The organism is Bradyrhizobium arachidis, from assembly GCF_024758505.1.
Classification (GTDB): Bacteria; Pseudomonadota; Alphaproteobacteria; order Rhizobiales; family Xanthobacteraceae; genus Bradyrhizobium; species Bradyrhizobium manausense_C.
In genome coordinates this window covers 3,040,681-3,063,074 of the sequence record NZ_CP077970.1, presented here as the reverse complement: position 1 = coordinate 3,063,074, position 22,394 = coordinate 3,040,681, and the positions used below count along the sequence as shown (strand labels likewise).

General features: G+C 62.5%; 16 protein-coding genes and 17 tRNA genes. 3 read left to right on the top strand and 30 right to left on the bottom strand.

The features are described from left to right. Positions 1-16: 16 nt before the first annotated feature. From KUF59_RS13730 to KUF59_RS13690, 9 genes are all read right to left on the bottom strand, one after another. The gene (locus tag KUF59_RS13730; RefSeq protein ID WP_212461663.1) at positions 17-925 is read right to left on the bottom strand and encodes an ABC transporter permease subunit; all 909 of its coding nucleotides are present in this window, start codon (positions 923-925) and stop codon (positions 17-19) included. Next, positions 922-1,932 carry an ABC transporter permease subunit gene (locus tag KUF59_RS13725; protein ID WP_212402907.1) on the bottom strand — a complete coding sequence of 337 codons (1,011 nt, stop codon included), beginning with the start codon at positions 1,930-1,932 and terminating at the stop codon, positions 922-924. The genes KUF59_RS13730 and KUF59_RS13725 overlap by 4 nt, the downstream gene beginning before the upstream one ends. A gap of 84 nt (positions 1,933-2,016) precedes the next feature. Then, on the bottom strand, positions 2,017-3,615 hold the full coding sequence (locus KUF59_RS13720; protein WP_212461662.1) for an ABC transporter substrate-binding protein: 1,599 nt from the start codon (positions 3,613-3,615) through the stop codon (positions 2,017-2,019). Positions 3,616-3,778: 163 nt separating this feature from the next. Then, positions 3,779-5,770 carry an alpha-glucosidase gene (locus tag KUF59_RS13715; RefSeq protein WP_212461751.1) on the bottom strand — a complete coding sequence of 664 codons (1,992 nt, stop codon included), beginning with the start codon at positions 5,768-5,770 and terminating at the stop codon, positions 3,779-3,781. A gap of 20 nt (positions 5,771-5,790) precedes the next feature. Further along, the gene (locus KUF59_RS13710) at positions 5,791-6,546 is read right to left on the bottom strand and encodes an SDR family NAD(P)-dependent oxidoreductase (protein WP_212461661.1); all 756 of its coding nucleotides are present in this window, start codon (positions 6,544-6,546) and stop codon (positions 5,791-5,793) included. A 27-nt stretch (positions 6,547-6,573) separates the two neighbouring features. After that, positions 6,574-7,428 carry a carbohydrate ABC transporter permease gene (locus tag KUF59_RS13705; RefSeq protein WP_212461660.1) on the bottom strand — a complete coding sequence of 285 codons (855 nt, stop codon included), beginning with the start codon at positions 7,426-7,428 and terminating at the stop codon, positions 6,574-6,576. After that, positions 7,425-8,357 carry a carbohydrate ABC transporter permease gene (locus KUF59_RS13700; protein ID WP_212461659.1) on the bottom strand — a complete coding sequence of 311 codons (933 nt, stop codon included), beginning with the start codon at positions 8,355-8,357 and terminating at the stop codon, positions 7,425-7,427. Before KUF59_RS13700 ends, KUF59_RS13705 begins: the two co-directional genes overlap by 4 nt. A 106-nt stretch (positions 8,358-8,463) precedes the next feature. Continuing rightward, positions 8,464-9,684: an ABC transporter substrate-binding protein gene (locus KUF59_RS13695; RefSeq protein WP_212461658.1), complete on the bottom strand. Its 1,221-nt coding sequence runs from the start codon at positions 9,682-9,684 to the stop codon at positions 8,464-8,466. A gap of 99 nt (positions 9,685-9,783) precedes the next feature. Further along, positions 9,784-10,857: an ABC transporter ATP-binding protein gene (locus KUF59_RS13690; protein ID WP_212461657.1), complete on the bottom strand. Its 1,074-nt coding sequence runs from the start codon at positions 10,855-10,857 to the stop codon at positions 9,784-9,786. A 262-nt stretch (positions 10,858-11,119) separates the two neighbouring features. Between KUF59_RS13690 and KUF59_RS13685 the strand changes: the two genes are divergently transcribed. Then, entirely contained in the window at positions 11,120-12,160 is a 1,041-nt protein-coding gene (locus KUF59_RS13685; protein ID WP_212461656.1) for a LacI family DNA-binding transcriptional regulator, read from the top strand. A 28-nt stretch (positions 12,161-12,188) separates the two neighbouring features. Here KUF59_RS13685 and KUF59_RS13680 read toward each other — a convergent pair whose 3' ends face one another. From KUF59_RS13680 to KUF59_RS13665, 4 genes are all read right to left on the bottom strand, one after another. Then, a complete protein-coding gene (locus KUF59_RS13680) occupies positions 12,189-13,970 on the bottom strand; it encodes an acyl-CoA dehydrogenase family protein (protein ID WP_212461655.1) in 1,782 nt (593 codons plus the stop codon). Positions 13,971-14,322: 352 nt separating this feature from the next. After that, positions 14,323-15,387, bottom strand: coding sequence for an alkene reductase (locus tag KUF59_RS13675; protein WP_212461654.1), 1,065 nt, complete (start codon positions 15,385-15,387; stop codon positions 14,323-14,325). A gap of 6 nt (positions 15,388-15,393) precedes the next feature. Beyond that, positions 15,394-16,596 (bottom strand): ABC transporter substrate-binding protein, encoded by a 1,203-nt coding sequence (locus tag KUF59_RS13670; RefSeq protein ID WP_212461750.1) that lies wholly within the window; start codon positions 16,594-16,596, stop codon positions 15,394-15,396. A gap of 16 nt (positions 16,597-16,612) precedes the next feature. Continuing rightward, positions 16,613-18,571 carry an autotransporter domain-containing protein gene (locus tag KUF59_RS13665; RefSeq protein ID WP_258769558.1) on the bottom strand — a complete coding sequence of 653 codons (1,959 nt, stop codon included), beginning with the start codon at positions 18,569-18,571 and terminating at the stop codon, positions 16,613-16,615. 158 nt (positions 18,572-18,729) lie between these two features. Here KUF59_RS13665 and KUF59_RS13660 point away from each other — a divergent pair, with 158 nt between their 5' ends. Both KUF59_RS13660 and KUF59_RS13655 read left to right on the top strand, forming a co-directional pair. After that, positions 18,730-19,260, top strand: coding sequence for a MarR family winged helix-turn-helix transcriptional regulator (locus KUF59_RS13660; RefSeq protein ID WP_258769557.1), 531 nt, complete (start codon positions 18,730-18,732; stop codon positions 19,258-19,260). A 126-nt stretch (positions 19,261-19,386) separates the two neighbouring features. Beyond that, positions 19,387-20,070, top strand: a complete 684-nt coding sequence (locus KUF59_RS13655) for a response regulator (RefSeq protein ID WP_212461651.1) — start codon at positions 19,387-19,389, stop codon at positions 20,068-20,070. Positions 20,071-20,322: 252 nt separating this feature from the next. Here KUF59_RS13655 and KUF59_RS13650 read toward each other — a convergent pair. The 17 genes from KUF59_RS13650 to KUF59_RS13570 all read right to left on the bottom strand — a co-directional run bounded on the left by KUF59_RS13650 (position 20,323) and on the right by KUF59_RS13570 (position 22,357). Continuing rightward, a tRNA-Trp gene (locus tag KUF59_RS13650) sits at positions 20,323-20,397 on the bottom strand. Between the two features lie 3 nt (positions 20,398-20,400). Continuing rightward, positions 20,401-20,475: transfer RNA gene (locus KUF59_RS13645), tRNA-His, on the bottom strand. A gap of 67 nt (positions 20,476-20,542) precedes the next feature. Then, positions 20,543-20,612 (bottom strand) — tRNA-Met (locus tag KUF59_RS13640). 7 nt (positions 20,613-20,619) lie between these two features. Continuing rightward, a tRNA-Gln gene (locus KUF59_RS13635) sits at positions 20,620-20,696 on the bottom strand. Between the two features lie 31 nt (positions 20,697-20,727). Further along, positions 20,728-20,804, bottom strand: a tRNA-Glu gene (locus KUF59_RS13630). 1 nt (position 20,805) lies between these two features. After that, positions 20,806-20,881, bottom strand: a tRNA-Gly gene (locus KUF59_RS13625). A gap of 26 nt (positions 20,882-20,907) precedes the next feature. Continuing rightward, positions 20,908-20,994, bottom strand: a tRNA-Ser gene (locus KUF59_RS13620). A gap of 25 nt (positions 20,995-21,019) precedes the next feature. Then, positions 21,020-21,095 (bottom strand) — tRNA-Cys (locus KUF59_RS13615). Between the two features lie 3 nt (positions 21,096-21,098). Further along, positions 21,099-21,173, bottom strand: a tRNA-Gln gene (locus KUF59_RS13610). A 3-nt stretch (positions 21,174-21,176) separates the two neighbouring features. Continuing rightward, positions 21,177-21,255, bottom strand: a tRNA-Pro gene (locus KUF59_RS13605). An 8-nt stretch (positions 21,256-21,263) separates the two neighbouring features. After that, positions 21,264-21,340: transfer RNA gene (locus KUF59_RS13600), tRNA-Arg, on the bottom strand. 7 nt (positions 21,341-21,347) lie between these two features. Beyond that, positions 21,348-21,422 (bottom strand) — tRNA-Glu (locus KUF59_RS13595). Between the two features lie 54 nt (positions 21,423-21,476). Beyond that, positions 21,477-21,552 (bottom strand) — tRNA-Asn (locus tag KUF59_RS13590). Between the two features lie 84 nt (positions 21,553-21,636). Beyond that, positions 21,637-21,712, bottom strand: a tRNA-Phe gene (locus KUF59_RS13585). Positions 21,713-21,716: 4 nt separating this feature from the next. Further along, positions 21,717-21,790, bottom strand: a tRNA-Gly gene (locus KUF59_RS13580). 6 nt (positions 21,791-21,796) lie between these two features. After that, positions 21,797-21,881, bottom strand: a tRNA-Tyr gene (locus KUF59_RS13575). A gap of 400 nt (positions 21,882-22,281) precedes the next feature. Further along, a tRNA-Arg gene (locus KUF59_RS13570) sits at positions 22,282-22,357 on the bottom strand. Positions 22,358-22,394: the final 37 nt, after the last annotated feature.

Sequence of the window (22,394 nt, the reverse complement as noted above, 5' to 3'; positions counted from 1 at the left end):
GATCGACTTCAGGAAACTATCGCTTGAGCTTGGGATCGAGCGCGTCGCGCAATCCGTCGCCCAGAAGGTTGAAGGCCAGCACGGTGACGAGGATCGCCAGGCCCGGAAGCGTGACGACCCACCAGGCCCGCAGCACGAATTCGCGCGCGTCCGCCAGCATGGTGCCCCATTCCGGCAGCGGCGGCTGCGCACCGAGACCGAGAAAGCCGAGCGCTGCCGCGTCGAGGATCGCGGTCGAAATGCCGAGCGTCGCCTGCACGATCAGGGGCGCTGCGCAATTCGGCAATACCTCCTTGAACATCAACCGAAGCCGGCCGGCGCCTGCGACCCTGGCCGCGACGACGTAATCCTTCGAAACTTCGCTGATCACGGCGGCGCGCGCTATCCGCACATAGTGCGGCAGCAGCACGATCGCGACCGCCAGCATCGCGTTCATCAGGCCTGGTCCCAGGATCGCAACGATCACGATCGCAAGCAAAAGGCTCGGCAGCGTCAGCGTGATGTCCATCAGCCGCATGATCGCGATCTCGATCACGCCGCGGAAGAAACCCGCGATCAGACCGAGGATCGTGCCGACGACCACCGACAAGGTGACCACCGCAATGCCGATCAGAAGCGACAGCCGCGCGCCATGGATGAGACGGGATAGAATATCGCGGCCGATCGCATCGGTACCAAGCGGATAGGCCATCGACCCGCCCTGCTGCCAGAACGGGGGCTTGAGGAAGACCGCATTGTTGGTGAGGATCGGGGAATGTGGCGCGACGACATCGGCAAGGAGCGCGAGCAGAACCAGAACCACGATCACGGCGAGGCCCGCCACGGCGCCGAAATTGGCCGTGAAGTCGGACCAGAACTGCAACAGCGGATGCGGCGGCGCGCTCGGTTGCGCCACGACGGGCGTCTTGAGGGCTTCGGCTGTCATCTCGTGTACCGGATACGGGGATTGATCAGCCCATAGGCGACATCAACCAACAGATTGACGATCATGACGATCGCGCCGATCAACAACGTGCCACCCTGCAGCACCGGATAGTCGCGGCGGTTGATGCCCTCGATCAGCCATTTACCCACACCCGGCCAGGAGAAGATGGTCTCGGTGAGGATCGCGCCGGTAAAGAGAACGCCGACCTGCAGCCCGATCACCGTCACCACCGGGATCAGCGCGTTACGCAACGCATGGATCGCGATCACCCGCCAACGCGGCACCCCCTTGGCGCGGGCGGTGCGGATGTAATCTTCGCCCAGCACCTCCAGCATGGCGGACCGCGTCATGCGGGCGATGACGGCGAGCGGCACCGTGCCGAGCACGATCATCGGCAGCACGAGATGCGACAGCGCCGAACGAAACGCGCCGAAATCACCGGCCAGCAATGCATCGATCAGCAGGAAGCCGGTCACCGGTTCGATGTAGTATTGCACCGCGATCCGGCCCGACACCGGAGTCCATCCAAGCTGCACGGAAAAAAGCAGGATCAGCAGCAATCCCCACCAGAAGATCGGCATCGAATATCCGGTGAGCGAGACACCCATCACGCCATGATCGAAGATGGAGTTGCGCCGGACCGCCGCGATGATACCGGCCGGCAAGCCGAGGCATAACGCAAACAGGATCGCGCAGACCGATAGTTCGATCGTCGCCGGGAATAACGTCCCGAACTCGGAAATCACCGGCTCATGGGTTACGATCGAGCGGCCGAGGTCGCCATGAACCAGCCTCGACAGATAGAGGCCGTATTGCACCAGAACCGGCTGATCGAAGCCGTAGTCCTTGCGCAATTGCGCGTGCCGGGCCGGATCGATGCCGCGTTCGCCCGCCATCGTCTCGATGGGATCGCCGGGGATGAGGCGGATAAGCACGAACACCAGCAACGTGATCCCGATAAAGGTCGGAACCACGAGGCTCAGCCGGGTAAAGATGAACCGGAGCATGCCGTTCCCCGCCACCCTCCCCGCAACGGAAGAGGTAAAGAAAAACGGGCGGAGTAACGCTAAGCCGCTCCGCCCTTGTCTCTGCTATTCCTTGACGTCGACGCCATAGAAGTTGTGGCGGCCGAACGGCGACAGCTTGAAGTCAATCACCCTCTTGCTGACGGGCTTCAACTGCACCGCATGCGCGATGGTGAACCACGGCGCCTGCTCCTTGAAGATCACCTGGGCCTGTTCGTACAGCTTGGTGCGCTCGGCCTGATCGCTGACGGCCTTGGCCTTCACGACCAGATCGTCGAACGGCTTGTAGCAGAACTTGGCGATATTCGATCCCCCCGATTTCGCCGAGTCGCAGCCCAGCAGCGTGTGCAAGAAGTTGTCGGGGTCGCCGTTGTCGCCGGTCCACCCAAACATGCCCATCTGGTGCTCGCCGACCTGCAACCGCTTGCGGTATTCGCCCCATTCAAACGACTTGATCTCGGCCTTGACGCCGATCTTGGCGAGGTCGGCCTGCATCAGTTCGGCAATGCGCTTGGCGTTCGGATTGTAGGGGCGTTGCACCGGCATGGCCCATAGATCGGTTTCGAAGCCGTCCGGAAATCCTGCGTCGGCCAGAAGCTTCTTGGCCGCCGCCGGATCATAGGGGTCGTCCTTGACGCTGTCGTTGTATGACCACATGGTGGGCGGGATTGGGTTCTTGGCCGCGATGCCGGTCGACAGATAGACGGCATCGATGATCGCCTTCTTGTCGATCGCCATGCTGACGGCCTTGCGCACGCGCACGTCGTCGAAGGGTTTTTTCTGCGTCTGGAACGCGAGATAGCCGACGTTGAGGCCCGGCTGCTCCAAAACCGTGACGTTCGGATCCTTCTTGATCGCGTCGATGTCGGCCGGGTTCGGATAGGGCATCACGTCGCATTCGCCCTTCTGGAGCTTGGCCCAGCGAACGGATGCATCCGGCGTGATCGCATAGACGAGGTCGTCGATCTTCGCCTTGCCGCCCCAGAATTCGGGGAACGCCTTGTAGCGGATCACGGCGTCCTTCTGGTACTGCACCAGATAGAATGGGCCGGTGCCGATCGGATCCTGATCGATCTTCTCGGGGGTGCCGGCCTTCAGCATGGCATCCGCATACTCCTTGGACTGGATAGCCGCGTAGGGCATCGCAAGATCGGCGAGAAAAGGCGCTTCCGGCTGGTTGAGCGTTATCTTGATCGTGTAGTCATCGAGCTTTTCGACCGACTTCAACAATTTCGGCATGCCCATGTCGCCGAAATAGGAATGGTTCGGGCTCGTCACCTTGAAATACGGATTGTCGTCCTTCCATTGCCGCTCGATCGAGAACAGGACGTCGTCAGCATTGAACTCTCGCGTCGGCTTGAACGATTTGGACGTCGCGTGCCACTTCACGCCCTTGCGCAAGTTGAAGGTATAGGTGATGCCGTCAGGTGAGATCGTCCATTTTTCCGCGAGGCCCGGCACCACCTTCGTGCCGCCGCGCTCGAACTCGACAATGCGATTGTAGATCGGCTCATTGCCGTCGAACGACGTGCCGGTGGTGTTGACGCCGGGATAGAAGTTCTCCGGGCTGCCTTCCGAGCAGAAAACCAGGGTTTTGGCGGAAGCAGCCGAAGCCACGACAAGCGCCGAAGCGCAGACGGCGGCGAGCAGAGTTGATCTGGCCACTTTTGGAACTCCAGCTGGATTCTTTCGGCGCGGTTGGTTCAGGCTGCGCCAGAGACGCCTGAACGAGCTTGCTATCGCGTATTGCGGCTGTCAATGCGTCCTGAGGTGATGCATCATCGAACGCCGCGCAGCACTGCAAATTTTACGAATTTTCAACTCGCAACTATAGATCCAGCAGTCCAGCAAACAGCTTTTCGAATTCGGTATCTGCCCGATAGAAAACCGCGGGCCGCCCCAGCGGCGCCTCGATCGACATGTCCCGGCCGCCGGCAAATGACTGGCCCGTCCAGACGTGAATCCAGTCGGTCCCCGCCGGAAGGTAGAGTTTCCGCATCTCTTGTGATGCCTGCCAGACGGGTGCGACCAGCACGTCCCGGCCATAGAGATAGCAGTCCTGAATGCCGTAGGTTCGCCGGTCTTCTTCGTGATGCAGGAACAACGGGCGCTGGACCGGAAGGCCGCGGCTGGCGGCTTCCAGCGACAAGCTCCTGAGATAGGGCGCGAGGTGAACGTAGATCGCGGTCATCCGGGCGAAGTGCTTGAGGACCGCGGGATCGCTGTCGATCTGCACATTGTCACGAGGCCGGTTGCCTTCGTGGGTACGCATCAACGATGTGAATGCCGCCATCTCGGCCCAGCGCATGACGAGCTCGGGCGTGCGGACATTGCCGAACAGGCTGGTATAGCCACCGATATCGGAATGATGAAAGGCATTGCCGAGCAACCCCGATGACAGCGCGGCGCAGATGACCGTGACCAGCCCGTCGTGTCGCGAAAAATCGACCGATTGATCGCCGGCCCACAGCAACGGGCACGATTTCTGGACGCCTGTGAAGCCAGCCCGCATGAAGAACACGGCCTCGCCGGTCCGGCCACGAGACGCCACCGCCTTCGCGTTGACGTCGGCCCAAAGCGTTGGCCAACGGTTATGCGCAAGCCTGGCGTCGGCCCCGCTGGCAAGATGCACATCGACTGGCAGATACTCGCCGAAATCGGCCATCCAGCCTGACAGGCCATAGTCGAGCATCCGCTTGCCGATGATCTCTTCGGAAAACCACGCCGCAGCGTCCGGATTGGTGAAGTCGACGATACCGCAGTGAAATTGTCCGAAGTCGATCCGGGCGACTCGCCCTGAATCATCCTTGACGAAATAATTCGCGGCCTCAGCCTCCCTGAACAGCACGCCATCGTCGCAGAGATACGGATTCACATAACCGAGGAAGCGGATGCCCTCGCTGTTCAGTTCGGCGATGCGCTGTCGCAGGCCCGGATAGCGCGTCTCGTTGGCCTGCCAGTCCCAGAACAGTCGCGAGCCGAAGGCCGTCTGCCTGATACCGACCCAGTCCTCGCACCACAGGCCGGCAACCTTGACGCCGGCCTCGCGTATCCTTGCAAGGCGATTGAATGAGTTCGCTCCATCCTTCAGGCCGACGATCGCGCCGTTGTAGATCCACTCCGGAAGCGGAGGCTGGCGCCCAAAACGGCTGGACAGCATCTCCACCAGGCCGACGAAGGACGGCGCGGCAAACAGCTCGATGCGCTCCGGCACAGCCCAGACTTCGATCTCGTGAAATGAAGGATCACAAAAATCAAAGACACTATAGGCTGACGTTTCGACATGAAGCGCATAGCGCGCCGAGGACACATAGGTCGGCTGGGGATAGTTCGTATGATAGTAGTCGCCGCCCGCGTGACCCGCCACGTCCGCCTTGAACGTGATTTCGGTGGTCTTGTCGCGACCGACGCCCGGCTCCGAGGTCCACAACGGAAACCGCCGCCCGCGCAGGTCAAAGTAGGAGAATTGCTCGCCGCCGCCCCAGACGTTCTCGTCCCGGTCGGCAATCACACGCAACCAAAACCGGTTGACGGATGGATCAAGCGCCCGCAGCACCAGCGCATTGCCCTCGCGCGTGACGGCCAGCCGCGGGGGTTGCCCCTTGGCCGCTGCAAGCATGATCGTCTCGCCTTCGATCTCGGCATGGGCCAGTGGACAGCGTTCGGCCAGGCGATCCTCGATCTCGAAGCGACCGCGATCCATCGCGATGCGATCGGTCCCCTGGCCCACGAAGAAGCATGGCGCTGTAGCACTGTGACTGAGAATCCGGCGGCCAGCCATGGACACCGCGAAGCCGGATGAGGTCGTCTCAAGTTCCAGATGCATTCCTCTTCGTCCCTTCAGCTCCGGCCGGCATCGACCACAAAGTTCGCGCCCGTACAGCCCGCGCTCTCGTCGGAGCCGAGGAACAGCGCGACGCGCGCAACATGCGTGGGATCGAGCCGAAATTTGAGCGCCTGACTGTCAATGAACTCCTGATTGCTGTCGGGTGTTGCCCAGAGCCGCAATTGACGTTCGGTCACGATCGCGCCCGGCACGATGCAGTTGACGCGAATGCCCGCCGGCCCCAATTCGCGGGCAAGCGTCCTGGTCATGCCGTTGATTGCGGCCTTTGCCGCCGTATAGCCGACCATTCCCGTGATTCCGCGCATCCAGGAGATCGACCCGAACATGATGATGGCGCCGCGGCCGGCGTCGGTCATGCGCCTGCTCACGGCCTGGGTGGCGAAAAACTGATGATCGAGGTTCAGCGCCAGCGTTCGCCGCCAGGCCTCCGGCTCGACGTCGGCCATCGCGTGGCGATCATCGCGGGCGGCATTGTTGACGAGCACTGCGACCGGTCCATGCTTGTCTTCAACGCCCGCGATTGCGCAGCGCAGAGCCTGGATGTCGGTGACGTCGCACGCAATGAACTCCGCGCCCGTGGTTGCCGCGGTCGCCTGCCCCGCCTCGCGGTCGATGTCGACGAACGAGACGATCGCACCCTGGGATGCAAACGCCTTCACCATCTCGGCGCCAATACCAGACGCTCCGCCGGTAATCAGCACGTTGCGGCCATCAAGTGACGCGTAGCGAACGGAATCGTAGACTGCCATTTTGCAAACCTTGTAAAGCCCCGGACCTTATCCCTTGAGGCCACCCGCGGTCAGCCCGGAGACCACGCGCTCCTGGAAGATCACGATCAGGATCGCGACCGGTACGATGCCTACCACCAGCGCCGCCGAAATGATCGGCCACGGAAACGCAAACTCGCCCTGGTAAAGCTGGATGCCGACAGGGAGCGTCCGCAGTCCCGGATTGGAGTTGAATGACAGGGCCAGCAGAAATTCGTCCCAGGAATTGACGAAGGCGAGGATACCGGCGGTGAACACGCCCGGCGCCGAGAGCGGGACCACCACCTTGAAAAGCGCGCCAAATCGCGTGCAGCCGTCAATCATGGCGGCATTCTCCAGGTCGCGCGGAATGGCCTCGAAAAAGGACGTCAGCACCAGGGTGCAGACCGGCAGGCTGAGCACGGTGTAGGGCAGGATCAACGCGGTCCAGGAGTTGAGCAGATTGAGCGCGCGCATCGTCTCGAACAGGGGGACCAGCAGCGTCACCAGAGGAAAGGTGGAGACCGCGATGATGACGGACATGATCAATCCCCTGAAGCGGAGATTCAGCCGCGCAAGCGCGTAGGCCGCAAGAACCGAGACCAGCAGGGTCAACGCGGTCGACAGCAGCGCGACCATGAAGCTGTTGAACAGGAAGGTGAGCAGGGGTTGATCGGAGAACGCCTGGTGGTAATTCCGCAGCGTCGCCGCGTGCGGCAGCCAGGTGATCGGCTTCGCCGTGAGCTCCGCCTCGGTCTTGAACGAGGTCAGCAGAATCCACAGCGCCGGGAACAGGCCGTTCACGACGAGAATGAGCGCGGCGATGACCCGCAACGGCTTGCCGGACAGGAGCGAGCCGGTACCTGAAGAGACGGAAGCGCTCATGATACGGTCTCGCTGCCGCGGATCATGCGCAGGTAGAGCGCCGTGACGCACATCGAAAGGCCGAACATCACCACCGCAAGCGCCGATCCGTAGCCGAGATCGAGGAAGGATACGGTGTTCTGATGGATGTACATGGCCAGCGTCGCAGTTGAGGTGCCCGGCCCGCCGCCCGTCATCATGTAGGGAATGTCAAAAGTCTGGAGCGACGTGATGGTGCGGAAGATCAGCGCGACCACGATCGTGGGCTTTAGGAGCGGAAGCGTGATCTCAAAGAACTGCCGCACGCGCCCTGCTCCGTCGACATCAGCAGCCTCGTAAAGCGATCGCGGAATGGTCTGCAACCCGGCAAGAATGATCATTGCCATAAAGGACGAGGCCTTCCAGATGATGGTGAGGCAGATCGCGGTGAAGGCGAGACGCGGCGAATTGAACCAGATCACGCCCGGCAGGCCGATCCGGTTGAGCATGTCGTTGACGACGCCATATTCCGAATGAAAGAACCAGGCGAAGATCAGGCCCGCGAACGAAAGCGGCAGCGCCCACGGAATCAGAAGCGAAAGCCTCATCGGCCACTTCATCTGGAACGGCAGGTTGGCGAGCAGCGCGAGTCCGAGCCCGACGAGCAGCGAGCCCGGCACCGTGATCAGCGTGATCAGGATCGTGTTCCAGGTCGCCTGCCAGAAGACGGGATCGTCCAGCATCTGCTGATAGTTCGCGAGCCCGGAGAATCGCGACGGCAGGCCCGAGGTCAGCGACAGGTCGAGGAAGCTCGTGTAGATGAGCCGGCCCACCGGATAAACGATCATCACGCTGAGCAGGATCGCGGTGGGTGCCAGGAGCAGGATGGCGAGCGTCGTCTCGTCCGGATCGAGCCAGCGCGACAGCGTAGCACGTCGCGTATCGACGCGAGCGGCTGCGTTCTTGACCATGGATTCCATCGTCGTCAGGTCCGATCCGGATTGCGCACAGGGCGCCGCAGGAGGTCGCGACCACGAGCGGGGCGCGAGAAGCACCCGCTCGTCGCCGGATCATGCATCAGCGAAGGATTCGCTTCAGGCGCGCCTCGATCTGGGCGGCGCCGTCCGCCGGCGTGGTCACGCCCGCGAGCACCGCATTGACCGTGGTCCGGATCGCTTCGCTGACCTCGTTGTAGCGAGGCGTCACCGGACGCGGTTTTGCGGTCTCGACAATCGGCTGGGCGTCGGCGAACCACGGCACCGCCTTGGTCACGTCGGCATCCCTGTAGAGATTGGGGTAACTCGGCAGCAACGAACCGTTGATTGCCATGAATTTGGAGACTTCCGGGCTCGACAGATATTCGACGAGCTTCTTCGCCTCCTCCTGGTTCTTGGAAAAGGCCGAAACGCCCCACTCCCAACCTCCAAGACAGGTTGCCTGCTCGCCGCCCGTGACCGCCGGGAGCCGCGCGACGCCGACCTTGCCGACCACGGCGGAGTCCGCGCCCTGCGTCATGGCCCACGCATAGGCCCAGTTCACCGCGAAAACGACGTTGCCGGCCTGGAACTCCTTGCGCGTGTCGTCGGTCGCAACCTCGGCAATGTTCTTCTTGGCAACACCATTGTCGGCAAAGCTCTTCCAGAGCGCGAGCGACTTCGTGGCCGCCTCGCGATCGAAATCGAGCTTGCCGTCCTTCACCACCGCCTTGCCCTGGCTCCAATACGGCACGAGGAAGGTGCAGACCGCACCTTCGATCGCCTTGCCCTGGAACGAGAGGCCCTGGAGGCCCGGATTCTGCTCACCGTCCGCGATCTTCTTCGCGGCCGTGGCGAGCTCGTCCCAGGTCGTCGGCGGCTTGAGCCCGTATTTGTCGAGCAGGTCCTTGCGATAATAGAGGAACATGGAATCCGCAAAGGCGGGCAGCGCCACGACCTTGCCGTCGACGGTGTTGGCCTCGGCATAGGCGCGCAGATAAGACGACATGTTTGCGCTTGCGATCGGACTGGTCCAGCCCGCAGCCGCGAACTGTGCCGGCCGTATGACGTCCAACATCAGCACGTCGAGCGAAGAATCCTTCGCCGTGAGCACCGTGTTGAGATACTGCGCCTGGAGATCCGAGGTCGCGCCGCCCAGTTCGATCGCGACCTTGACGCCGGGATTGCGCGCTTCGTATTGATCGAGCACCTTGCGCCAGATGCCGGGCTGCCCCTGGCTCGTGACGAACATTTTTAACGTGGTTTCGGCGGATGCAGCGGTTGCGAATGCGAATGCTCCGAACCCGAGCAGCAGTCCTGCCATCCTTGAAATGCATCCCGAACTCATGGCGTCCTCCCGAATAAGATCGTCGCTTACTTGCGACATCATTGGTTTGTGATTGATAGCCTCGCTGCGCAGCTCCTAGTGCAAGGCCCGCTCCGTCTCCGCATCGAACAGGTGGATCTTGCCGGGATCGAGGCCCAGCTTGAAGGCCTCACCGGTTCGCGGGCGCAACTCGGGCGGCAGCCGCGCGGTCAATGTCGCGCCGCCCACCGAGAAATGCACCAGCGTATCGGAGCCGAGCGGCTCGACGACCTGAACCTCGCAGTTCAGGCCGATATCCGATGCCCCGGACGTGAAATGCTCGGGCCTGATGCCAACGATGAATTCGCGCCCATCAGCCGCCGAGATTCCGCTACCGGCCAAAGGCGCGAGAGGCAGACGATTGCCGTCGGCAAAATCGAGATAGCCGTGGGCGGCCCTGGCCTTGGCAAAATTCATCGACGGCGAGCCGACGAAGCCGCCGACAAAAACGCTGGCCGGATTGTTGTAGACCTCGTCGGGCGTTCCGATCTGCTCGATGTCGCCGCCGCGAAGGATGACGATGCGATCGGCCAGCGTCATCGCCTCGACCTGATCATGGGTGACATAGACGATGGTGGTCCCGATCGTCTGGTGCAGCCGCTTGATTTCGGTGCGGACCTGACCGCGCAGCTTCGCGTCGAGATTGGACAGCGGCTCATCGAACAGGAACACCTGCGGTCGCCGAACGATGGCCCGGCCCATCGCAACCCGCTGGCGCTGTCCGCCGGAGAGCTGTCCCGGCCGCCGGTCGAGAAGATGGGTGATGCCGAGCATCTCCGCCGCAGCCCTGATCTTTGCGTCCGCTTCCGCCGCGTTCGCGCCCCGCACCTTCAGGCTGAAGCCCATGTTCTCGCGCACCGTCTTGTGCGGGTAGAGCGCGTAGTCCTGGAACACCATGGCGATGTCGCGCGCGCGCGGCGGCAGATCGTTGACGATACGATCGCCGATCCGGATTTCACCACCGCTGATGCTTTCGAGGCCTGCAATCATGCGCAGCGTCGTCGATTTGCCACAGCCCGACGGACCCACCAGCACCACGAACTCGCCATCGGCGATCTCGAGGTCGATCGCCTTCACGACGCGGAACGCGCCATAGCTCTTCTCAAGCTTGCGCAGGCTGACCGAAGCCATGAGCCCTGTTCTCCCGTCCGCCCCGCGTCCCGACGGTTCTTGACGCCGCGGTAGTTGCCGATGGTAGCGCTACGATTTTTGGAAATCAACGGCCAAGGAATCTCTCGACGATTCCAGCTGAATCCAGCAAGTTGGGAGATGGAAATACTGTTGTATCTCTCTGAATATGATAATCTTATTCCTCCTTGAAGGAAGAATGCGATTGTATCGTAACAAAACCTCAGCTATATAATAGCGCTATTATTTTTGGACCACCAAGGGAATGGCGGCACCAAAGCCCACACGCACCCGACGCAAGATGCAGCGGGTCACGATCATGGATGTGGCGGCGCGCGCCGAGTTGTCGCCGTCCACGGTGTCCCTCTATTTCAGGAAGCCCGATGCGGTATCGGCGGCGGCGAGCGAACAGATCGCACGCGCCATCGAAGCGCTCGACTATGTGCCGAACCTGATGGCTGGCGGCCTGGCGGCGGCCTCATCGCGTGTCGTGAGCATCATCGTGCCGTCCGTCCGCAATGCGTTCTTCGCCGAAACCGTCGCGGCCCTGCAGGACGAGCTCGGCAAGCAACGACTCCAGGTGATGCTCAGCCACACCGAGTACAGGGAGCACGACGAGGAGGGTCTGGTCCGCACGGCGCTGTCCTGGGCCCCCGCCGCCGTCGTCTTGACCGGCCTCTCCCACAGCACCGCGACGCGCAGGCTGTTGCGCGACAGCAAGGTCCCGGTTGTCGAAATCTGGGAGCTCGGTTCCCAGACCATGGACATGGCGGTCGGTTTTCACCACGATCAGGTCGGCCACGCCGCCGCGTCGCATCTCGTTCAGCGCGGACGCAAGCGATTGCTGTTTCTCGGGGCCCGCCTGCACGAGGATCGCCGCGCTGCACGGCGCGCCCAGGGTTTTGTCGAGACGGCGCGGAATCTGCCTGATGTCACCGCTGACATTATCCAGCATCCTGCGCCGGCCAGCGCCGAGGTCGGCGCCATGCTGCTCGGCGAGGCCGTGCATCGCTTTCCGAACGTGAACGGGATTGCCTGCTCCAACGACCACATCGCCCTCGGCGTGATCTTCGAGTGCCAGCGCCTCGGCATTGCAATCCCCGCGCGCCTGTCGGTGGTGGGCTTCGGCGACTTGAGCTTCAGCGCGGCCTCCAATCCGTCGTTGACGACCATCCGCCCGCCTGGCGACCTGATCGGGAAGGAAGCCGCGCGGCTGATCATCGCAAGGATCTTGCACTCCAATGGCGCGCCCGAACACGCCGTCATCGATACGCGTTTCACCCTGCTCCATCGGCAGAGCAGTTGATCGGAAATTCAGCGCCGCTCGGTGCCGGTCAAAAGCAGGCGAAGTCGGAAACACAACCCGTCTTCAAGACGCCGGCGCCGTTCATGACCGCCCGTGCCAGCCCAAAGCTCTGAACCGCCATGGTCTCGGCGAAGAAGCGAGCGGTCGCGATCTCGTCCTGAAGAAAGCTGTTGTGGCGATCCTGCTTGAGACGCTCCGCGGCGGTCAAAGCTCCCTTGGCGAGATAGGCGGCGCCCGCGGTAACGGCGAACAAGCGCAGATAAGGCGTCGCTACGGCCAGTCGGTCCTCCATCGAGGTTTCCGCTTGCAGGAAGTAGGCGGAGGCACGGCGAAGATCGGTCACGGCTTCGCAGACGGCGGCTCCCGTTCGTCCGAGCAGAGGGTCGGCATGTTTCTCGGCCGCGCGCCCGTAACCCTCGTACTCGTCGAACAGCGTCGCGGCCGTTTGTCCGCGCGGAAGCTTGCGGGTCACGAGGTCGATGGCCTGGATTCCGTTGGTGCCTTCGTAGATCGGCGTTATCCGGGCATCGCGGTAAAGCTGCGCCGCGCCGGTTTCCTCCACGTAGCCCATTCCGCCGTGGACCTGCAGCCCGATCGAGGCGACCTCGACGCCGACCTCGCTGCAAAACGCCTTGGTGAGCGGAGTGAGCAGGCCTGCGCGCGCGGCGGCTTCTTCGCGCAATGCAACTGATCCGTGTTCGGCCTGTTCGATGGCTGCCGCGGCAGCGTAGGCGATCGCGCGCGACGCAGCCGTGAGCGCCTTCATCGTCATCAAGTTGCGGCGGACATCCGGATGCTCGATGATCGGACACGCTTGCGAGGCGCCCGGCGCGCGGCCCTGCCTTCGAAGTTTTGCGAATGCGAGCGCCTGCTGGTACGCCCTCTCGGCGACGGCAACGCCCTGGATGCCCGTGTAGAGACGCGCCCGGTTCATCATCGTGAACATGCAGGCCAGGCCCTCGTTCTCCTTGCCGACCAGCCACCCCAGCGCACCGCCGTTTTCACCAAAGGACATCGCGCAGGTCGGACTGGCGTGAATGCCGAGCTTCTCCTCGAGCCGCGTGCATGTCACATCGTTGCGCCGACCGATGCCGCCTTCCGCATCGGGCAGAAATTTTGGCACAAGGAAGAGCGAGATTCCCTTTGTGCCGGCAGGTGCATCGGGCAGGCGTGCGAGTACGAGGTGCACGATGTTGTCGGTCAGATCGTGCTCGCCATAGGTGATGAAGATTTTTTGGCCGGTGATGCGGTAGGTGCCGTCGCCGACGGGCACTGCCTTGGTGCGAAGTGCTCCGAGATCGGAGCCGGCTTGAGGCTCCGTCAGATTCATCGTCGCCGACCATTCGCCGCTGACGAGCTTTGGGAGGTAGAGCGCCTTGATTGCCTCGTCGGCGTGGAAGAGCAGGGCCTCGCTCGCACCCTGGGTCAACACCGGGCCAAGCGCGAACGACATGCAGGCGCTCGTCCACATCTCCATGCAGGCAGCTGCAAGGCGCGTCGGCAGACCCATGCCGCCCCATTGCTCCGGCAGGTCGATGGCGTTCCAGCCAGCATCGCGCCAAGCGGTGTAGGCCTGGCGCCATCCAGCCGGCAGCGTGACGTGCCCATCCTTGAGGCAGGCGCCGACAAGATCGCCCTGCCGATTGAGCGGTGAGAGGATTTCGCCGGCGAATGTCCCTGCTTCGTCAAGGACGCTCTGGATGGTATCGGCGTCGGCACGCTCGTGCATGCCAGTGCGGATGTTCTCGCTGAGATCCGCGACGGCGTCCAGCGCGAATGCCATCGCGCGCACAGGCGCAACGTAGTTCATGTCTTTCTCCGGCACGCAATTGAGATGACCTGCTCGCGATCTTCGCGACATCAGCAAGTTTAGTTATTAAATATAACTATTATGAGTCAATCGAATTTGCGCGACCGGGCTGGCTGCGTGCGTTGCCAGTTCAGGCGTCAGTCGTCTCATCCCGTTTCGCAGGAGCAATGCCTCGCTGCCTGAAGCGCTCCATCTTCTCGAGAAAGCCGGCATCGCAGTGCGGGCAGACGAGATAGATGACGCCCGGCGTTCGTCGGGGTGAATGGGGAAGTCCGACGAAGCGTCGCATCGACCCCCCGCAGTCGCGGCATTGCGCGGCACTTCGGATCAACCTCTGCAAGATAACTCCCGATCAGAGCTCACAGTACCCTTCCGCGCCGCGTGAATACCAGGTTGCCTGGTCGGACGGCCGAAGCGCCAGGCGCCGCGCAAATCGATCGGGCAAGTCAGGGTTGGCAATGAAGGGCCGCCCGAACGAGATCGCGTCCGCCTGTCCCGCATCGAGCACGGCCTGCCCCCTGTCCGCGTCGTAGTCCGAGTTCAGCACCAGGGGACCGTCGAAGACCGCGCGCATCAGCGGCGCGACGGGCAGCCGGTCGGCCTTGCCGTTGGTGCCGTTGAAGTCGGGCTCGCGGACTTCCAGAAACGCAATTCCGAGCGTGGAGAGCATTTTTGCGGCTGTTACGAACAGCGCTTCCGGATCGTCGTCGTTGATGCCCTTGATCTCGCCATTCGGGGAGAGGCGCACCGCGGTCCGGTCAGCACCGATGCATTGGGCAACCGCGACCGTCACGTCCTCAAGAATGCGGATGCGGTTCTCGGGACCGCCGCCATAGCTGTCGCGCCGCTGATTGGAGCTGCTGCGCAGAAACTGATCGAGCAGATAGCCATTCGCCGCATGAATCTGAACGCCGTCGAACCCTGCACGAACGGCATTGCAGGCCGCATTCGCGAACTGGTCGACGAGAGCGGGAATCTCGGCGAGGTCGAGCGCCCTCGCCTCTTCGTAGGGCAGTTTCCCATCATAGGTCTGGGCGAGACCCGGCGCCGTCGTGGCGGATGCCGAGACGGGCCGGCCGCGTCCGGGAAAACGCGAATGGGTCAGCCTGCCCATGTGCCACAACTGCGCAAAGATCCGTCCACCGGCGTCGTGCACGGCTTCGGTGACGGCTCTCCACCCTTCGACTTGTTCGCTATTCCAGATCCCTGGCGCGTAGGGCCAAGCGTGACCTTCGAGGCTTATGCCAGTCGCCTCGGTGAGGATCAGCCCCGCAGATGCGCGCTGTCCGTAGTACTGCGCCATGACAGGGGTCGGCACGTGGTCGAGCGTGGCCCGCCCCCTGGTCATCGGCGCCATGAAAATGCGGTTCGGCGCTTGGACGGTGCCGAGCCGGATCGGATCGAACAGACTGACCATGGGAACTCAACGCTTCAGCAGCGGACACTTCGATTCCGAGACCGGCCTGAAAGCGTCGTCGCCCTTCACCCTCCTGACGATCTCGAGATAGTCCCACGGCTCCTTCGATTGCTCCGGCTTCTTGACCCGCGCCAGATACATGTCGCGGATCACGCGGCCGTCCTCGCGCAACTTGCCCTGATGCACGAAGGCATCCTCGATCGGCAGTTCGCGCATCTTTGGCATCACTTTTGCGGCCTCGTCGCTTCCCGCTGATGCGATGGCCTTGAGGTAGTGCAGCACGGCCCCGTAGACGCCGGTGTGGATCATGGAGGGCATGACACCGGTCCGCGCGAAGAACTTTTTGGACCATGCGCGGGTCTTCTCATCCATGTTCCAGTACGACGCCGTCGTCATGTAGGTTCCCTGCGCTTCGCGCAGGCCGATCGCGTGCACGTCGGCGTCGAACAGCAAAAGCCCGACCAGCTTCTGTCCGCTGCGGACGAGGCCGAACTCGTTGGCCTGCTTGATCGCATTCTGCGTGTCCTGGCCGGCATTGGCGAAGGCGACGACGTTTGCCTTGGAGTTCTGCGCCTGCAGGGCAAAGGACGAGAAATCCGACGTGTTGGAGGGATGACGCACGCTGCCGAGCACCTCGCCGCCGGCCTGCTTGATGAAGCGGGTCGCGTCCTGCTCGAGCTGGTGCCCAAAGGTGTAATCCGCGGTGACGAAGAACCAGGATTTGCCGCCTTCGGCGACCATCGCTGATGCCGTCACCTTTGCCAGCGCGTAGGTGTCGTAGGTGAACTGCACGGTGTTGGGACTGCAGAGATCGTCGGTGAGCGAGCTTGCGCCGGCTCCCGACAGCAGCAAGACCTTGTTGCGCTCGCTCACCATGTTGTGAAGCGCAATCGCGATGGCGGAATTGGGAACGTCGACGATCGCGTCGATCTTGCCGTTGTCGAACCAGCCGCGGGCGAGCTGCGTGCCGACATCCACCTTCATCTGGTGGTCGGCACTGATCAGCTCGATTGGCTTGCCAAGCACCGTCGGGCCGAACTCCTCGATCGCCATCTTGGCGGCCTCGACCGATCCGGGGCCGGTATTGTCGCGGCCCCAGCTCGACAAGTCGGTCATGACGCCGATCCTGACCGCGTCGTCGGACAATTGGGCGAGCGCCGGCGCGCCCGCCCCCCATAGGAACAGGAGGGCGCAGAAGAGTCGCTTCATCACGTCAAACTCCCACTCAGAACCTGACCTTGACGCCGCCGCTGACGCCGTAGTCGTTGCCGTCGTTGCGCGCAAAAGTGCTGACCACCTGCACATTGGCGCTCACCTTGTCGGTGATGGCGGCAGCGATGCCGGCATTGACCCGACCGTAGGTGCTGGTGCGGCCATCGATCGGCGTCAGCACTGGCAAGAGCGGCGTGGTGACCTGGGTGGTGATCAGCGTTCGCGCCGACCCGATGAAATCGTGCTCGGCGGTGACGTTGATGTACGGGCTGTAGAGGCCGCCCGCCATCATGAAGGGCGCGCGGACCTGCACGCCGGCGCTGCCGGTGAGGCTCTCCAACGTCTGTCGATTGACCACATTGGTGAGCAGGATGTCGCCGGTTTCGGTGTAACCGCCGATCTGCGCGTTGGTGTAGGCGAGGCCCGCGACCGGTCCGACGCGGAAGCGGCCGACATCCCAGAGATAGCCGCCCTTGGCCGCCACCGTGAACGTGTCGGCGTTGGTCGAGCCGGTAATGGTGTCGATCACGCCCTGCCGGCTGGTAGCGAAGGCCTGGCGGCCATAGGCGATCAGCGCGTCGGCAAACCAGTTTTGGCGCGTGTACGAGGTGTAGCCGCCGAGCTGATAGGCATCGATCTTGTAGCGGGCGTTCTGGGTGGCCAGGTTCACGTTGGGCTGGGCGTAGCTGAAGATGCCGCCGACCAGGAGATCGGGCTGGACCTTGTAGTCGATGCCGATCCAGCCGCCGACGGAATTGTAGTTGTATGACGACAGCAGCGCCTGGGCGTCGCGGTTGCCGCCGGCATAGGCGACGTCTCCATAGATGCTCCACGGGCTCTGCGCGAGAGGCGGCCGCGTCGCCTTCGCCGGCATGTCCGCAGCCATCGCGTTCATGACGTTGCCCGCACCATAGGACGAGAAAGTGCGATAGGCGTCGAGATGGCCGAAGATCGAGTTGGCGAAGCCTGACGCAATCGACATCGCGACGTCGCCCTGCGGCGCAACCGTCAGCGGCGCATCGATCTGATTGGCCATGTAGCGGGCGATCAGGGCAAAGCCGGCGCTCGTCGGATGCACCGTATCCCAATAGAAGTAGCTGTTCTGCACGGCGCTCGATGCGGCAAGGCAGCCGGGAATGCCGAGCACGAGCTGACAAGAGCTGGCGCTGAGGAAGCCGTATTGGCCGGGATTGGCGACGATTCGCGCCTGCAGGGTTTCGAGATCGAACAGGAAGATCCGGGTGCCTGCGTTGGCTGATGGCGCGAGCTGCAGCTGAAGCTGCTGGAAATAGGTCCGCGCCCATTCCTCGCGCTGTGCAAATGTGAGCGCCGGGTCGCCGAAGGGCGCCGGGAAATAGAACGGATTTCCCGGGCTCACCCAGGCGATGTTATTGGCTCCGAGCGCGATCAATTGCCGGACGCCGGTCGTTGCGTTGGTGGCCGAGGCAACCGCCATAGCATTGATCTGCGCGAGCGTGTTGCCGCTGTTGAACTGCGCCTGATCATTGCCGCCGATCGACAGCGCGATCAGGTCGCTGGACGAAAAACGCTTGCCGCTCGCGACGAAGGTCGCGACCTCGTCGGCAAAGCCGGGAAGCCCGGGGATCACGTTGGTGCTGCCGGTCTGCGCGCCGCCGACCGCGTAGTTCGTGAGTGGCGGCAAATTGTAGGTCGACTGCAGCGAGTCCACGAAGTTGGTGCCGCCGCTGAACCGGCAGGTCGGATAGGTCGGCGGCCCCGCCGGACAGGGGAAACCGAGCAGGCGGAATGCACCGCCCGGCGCGCTGCCCGTATCGGCATAGCTGTCGCCGAATCCCGTGATGCTCGTGAACTTGGATTGCGCCGCGACCGGCGCGGGTGCGGCTGCCGCCATGAGGACGGCCGTCGCTGCGGCAGCGCCCAGTTGACGCCCCCGCGCACCAAATCCACCGCTGCGGTGAACCCCAAAACGCATATTGCGCCGCTCAACCATGGCGCTCCTCCCCTTTTTGCCCCCGCGCTTGTCGCGCCGTTCCGTGGGATATTGTTCATTCCATGAACTGTTCTTGTCAAGAACAATTCAAAAAAGCATTTGCGCCGCAATGCGAACCAAGCGAAGAACGGAGTTCGCAAATCGACCAAAGGAAACGCGTGTCCAACCCGAAGCTTCGCTCGGCAGCGCCGATACCGGCCCGCAGACAGGCGTCGCGGGCTGATACGCGGCCGCAGCAGGCTGATCGCGCCAGCGAGTCGGCCGTCAGCCTGAAGAAGCTCAATGGCCTCGCGGGCTACCTGATCCGGCAGGCTCAGCTCTGGGTCTTCGAGGACTTCAACGCGACGCTCGGCCCGCTGCAGTTGCGGCCGGTTTACTTCTCGATCCTGACGATCGTGGGGGAAAACCCGGGCCTGTCGCAGATGGCGTTATCGCAGGTGCTGGGCGTCGTGCGATCGGCCCTGGTGCCGATGCTGGACGGGCTGGAAGCCAGAGACCTGCTCGATCGCACGCCGTCAAAGACCGACCGGAGGTCCCATGCGCTCTATCTGACGCCGGAAGGAAAGGCCCTGCTGGAGCGCGCCGAGGCGCTCGTCCAGGAGCACGAGAAACGCCTGGTGAAGAAGGTCGGCGCTAGCGGCCACAAGCAATTGCTGCAGATCCTTAGCGTGTTTGGGAAGCAGCCATAGCGGGGATGTCCAGGAGCGGTGCACGACCACGCCGATCATGTTGCCCCTCCGACTTGACTCAGATCAAGCCTGAATTGCGCGGTTCAGTCATCCTTGGTTCTTGTCAGGGATTCTGGAGTTGCACGCGTGGGGCGATTCCTCATTGTCGACGATCATCCGCTGTTCCGCGAGGCGCTGGAAAACAGCGTTCGCCTCGCCGTGCCGGATGTCGAAATCCTTGAGGCGGCGACCGTCGACGAGGCGCTTGCCGCGCTCTCGTCGAGCGAGATCGATCTGACCATCTTCGACCTTTCCCTGCCCGGAACGACGGGACTATCCGGCCTTGTTCGCATCCGTAAAGCCTTTCCCCGGAATCCGATCGCCGTCGTTTCGTGCCACAAGGATCCCCAAATCATTGCAAGCGCACTCTCTCTGGGCGTATCCGGATACGTTCCCAAATCGACCTCGAAGGAAGAACTCGTGCGTGCTATCGGCATCGTGCTGGGAGGTTCGATTTATCTTCCCAGCGGCTACCGCACAATTGGCTGTGCAGATCTCTGCAACGGACCGGTGCAAGAGCTGCTGAAGCGCATGAATGATCTTACCGTACAGCAAGTGCGGGTTCTGGAGCTGATCCACCGCGGGCTGCAGAACAAACAGATCGCTCACGAACTGCATGTCTGCGAGTCGACGGTCAAGGTGCATGTCTCCGAGATCCTCCGCAAGCTCAAGGTCGCAAGCCGCACCAAGGCCATCGTCGAGATGTCGAAGATCGAGTTCGCGAACCTGGCCGGCGATGGCTCCGGCAGGTTTGCGCAAGGATTCGCCTGATAGGCCGCAGGCCGCATTGTGGGCTCGACAGCCCCTGCCACTGCCCCCTGGAAGGGACGGCGACTTGGAGCTAGCGGATGTCGACGCGGTGGCGGCTTACGTCTGGGCTATCAGCCATCAGCCCTCACCCGAGTGACGACATCGCTATCACTGCGTCAGCTCGCAGGATGGGCAGAGCCCTTGCGATACCCATCAGCATAATAGATGGGTTTCGCGAAGAGCTTTACCCCGAGCTGTTCTTCTCTCCGGAGTTGGCACCGGCTGACTGAATCGAACAGTCGACATCGGGTTTTGGAGGCCCGCGTTCTGCCACTGAACTAAGCCGGTATCTGGTCCTGATTGGGAGAATCGAACTCCGCGTCTCCCGGTCCACAACCGAGCATCCTGCCATTGAACGAAATCAGGAGAGATTGATGGCCACCATCCGCGCCGGAGGGAGCGGCGCAGGTAGGCAGCGAGCGCCAGACATAGTCGCGGGTGCGGGGGTCGAACCCGCCACTCCAGCCTTATGAGAGCCGGCCCCTTCCCTACCGAGGCCCCGCGAGGAATTGGTAAGCGCAGCAGGGCTCGAACCTGCGGTAACCGGAATCAAAATCCGGCGCCCTGGCCAACTTGGCGGCGCGCCCAGAATTGGTCTTGCTATTTGGTCTTGCTATTTGGTCCTGCCAACGGGAGTTCAACCCGCGAAGTCCAGCGTTGAAGGCGCCGTACCCTTAGCACCAGGCGATGGCAGGCTGGCGCGGGCGGCCGGGATCGAACCGAACACCTCCTGTTTGGAAGACAGGCACGCAGCCCACTACGCCACGCCCGCAAGACTGAGTAGCCGCAACGACTGATTGGCGGAGAGTACAGGGATCGAACCTGTGCATCCCAAAGGACTCGACGCGTTAGCACCGCGTTGCCTTACCGCTCGGCCAACTCTCCAATTCACATGATGATCCCGGCATGCTGGATGCCCCGGCCGGTGCTGCCCCGGCTCATGGCGGTTTTGCAGACCGCCGCGTTCCTGTTTCGCCACGGGGCCAAATTGGCTGCGCGCACAGGAGTCGAACCTGTCTGGACGGATTCAGAATCCGTCGCCTAGCCGATCGGCCAGCGCGCCATAATGGTCAGCGTGGGTGGATTCGAACCACCGATCCCCTGCTTCCAAGGCAGGTGGGGACGGCCGGGCTCCCCTACGCGCTGATGATGATTGGCCTTCCCGGCAGGACTCGAACCTGCATACCTTCGCGTTCGTAGCGCGCTACTCATCCAGTTGAGCTACGGGAAGATGAATGTGGTACTGCCAGCGGGAATCGAACCCGCGTCGACCGGTTGAAAACCGGGCATCCTTGCCGCTAGACGATGGCAGCATGTCGCTTCCGCTTCGGCGGCCTAAGTCAGACCGGAGATCGGAAGTAGTGAATTGGCTCCCGCCGCACGATTCGAACGTGCCTTCCTCCGTTAACAGCGGAGCGCCTTCACCGAGATGGCTCGACGGGAATGAAGTGGTGGAGCAACGGAGAGTCGAACTCCGGACGTCGATCTTGCAAGGATCAACTGCAGCCCGCTGCCTGCCCCTGAAAATGGTGCCCAGCGCCAGATTTGAACTGGCCTCCTGCGTTCTTCAAACGCGTGCAATCACCAGATTTGCTAACTGGGCTAGATGGTGCGGACGTCGGTAATCGAAACCGAATCTCCTGAGTGGCACTCAGGTGCTCGACCTTCCAGCTACGTCTGCATGTGGTGGTGGGTAACCCTGGAATCGAACCAGGCAGGCACAAAGGCGCAGGCTTTACAGGCCCGCTCAGTCCCCAGACTTGACGTTACCCGGATTGTCGCGAAATGGTGCCGAGGCTACAAACTCCTCAGCGGCGCCGGCGTACATCCGGCCTGGCGCGATCGTTTTTGGCGGAGAGCCGAGGACCTGAGCCTCACACCTTGCGGTGCCATCGGTGTTCGAAGCCGTGCCGGCGCGCCTGTCCGGTTGACTCTCCTAGAGCATGATCCGGAAAAGTGTGAAGCGGTTTTCCCTCGCGACAAACGCGGAACGCGTTTGCGCGGAGATCATGATCAAACAAAGAGCTAAAGCGCGATGACGATTTATCCAAATCTCATCGCGCTTTAGTTGGCGGACAGCGGAGGCCCTGATCCCCAGCGCCGAAGCGCCCACTCGATTTCCAATCGAGGCCGGCGGCGCCGGTTCACTGTCCAGATTGACGAGTATCGAATTGGCCACCACGGCAGGACTCGAACCTGCATCCTCGACCTTCGGAGGGTCGCACTCATCCAGTTGAGCTACGTGGTGATGGTTCGCCGACGGCAGCAGCCCGCCGCCGGCGCCG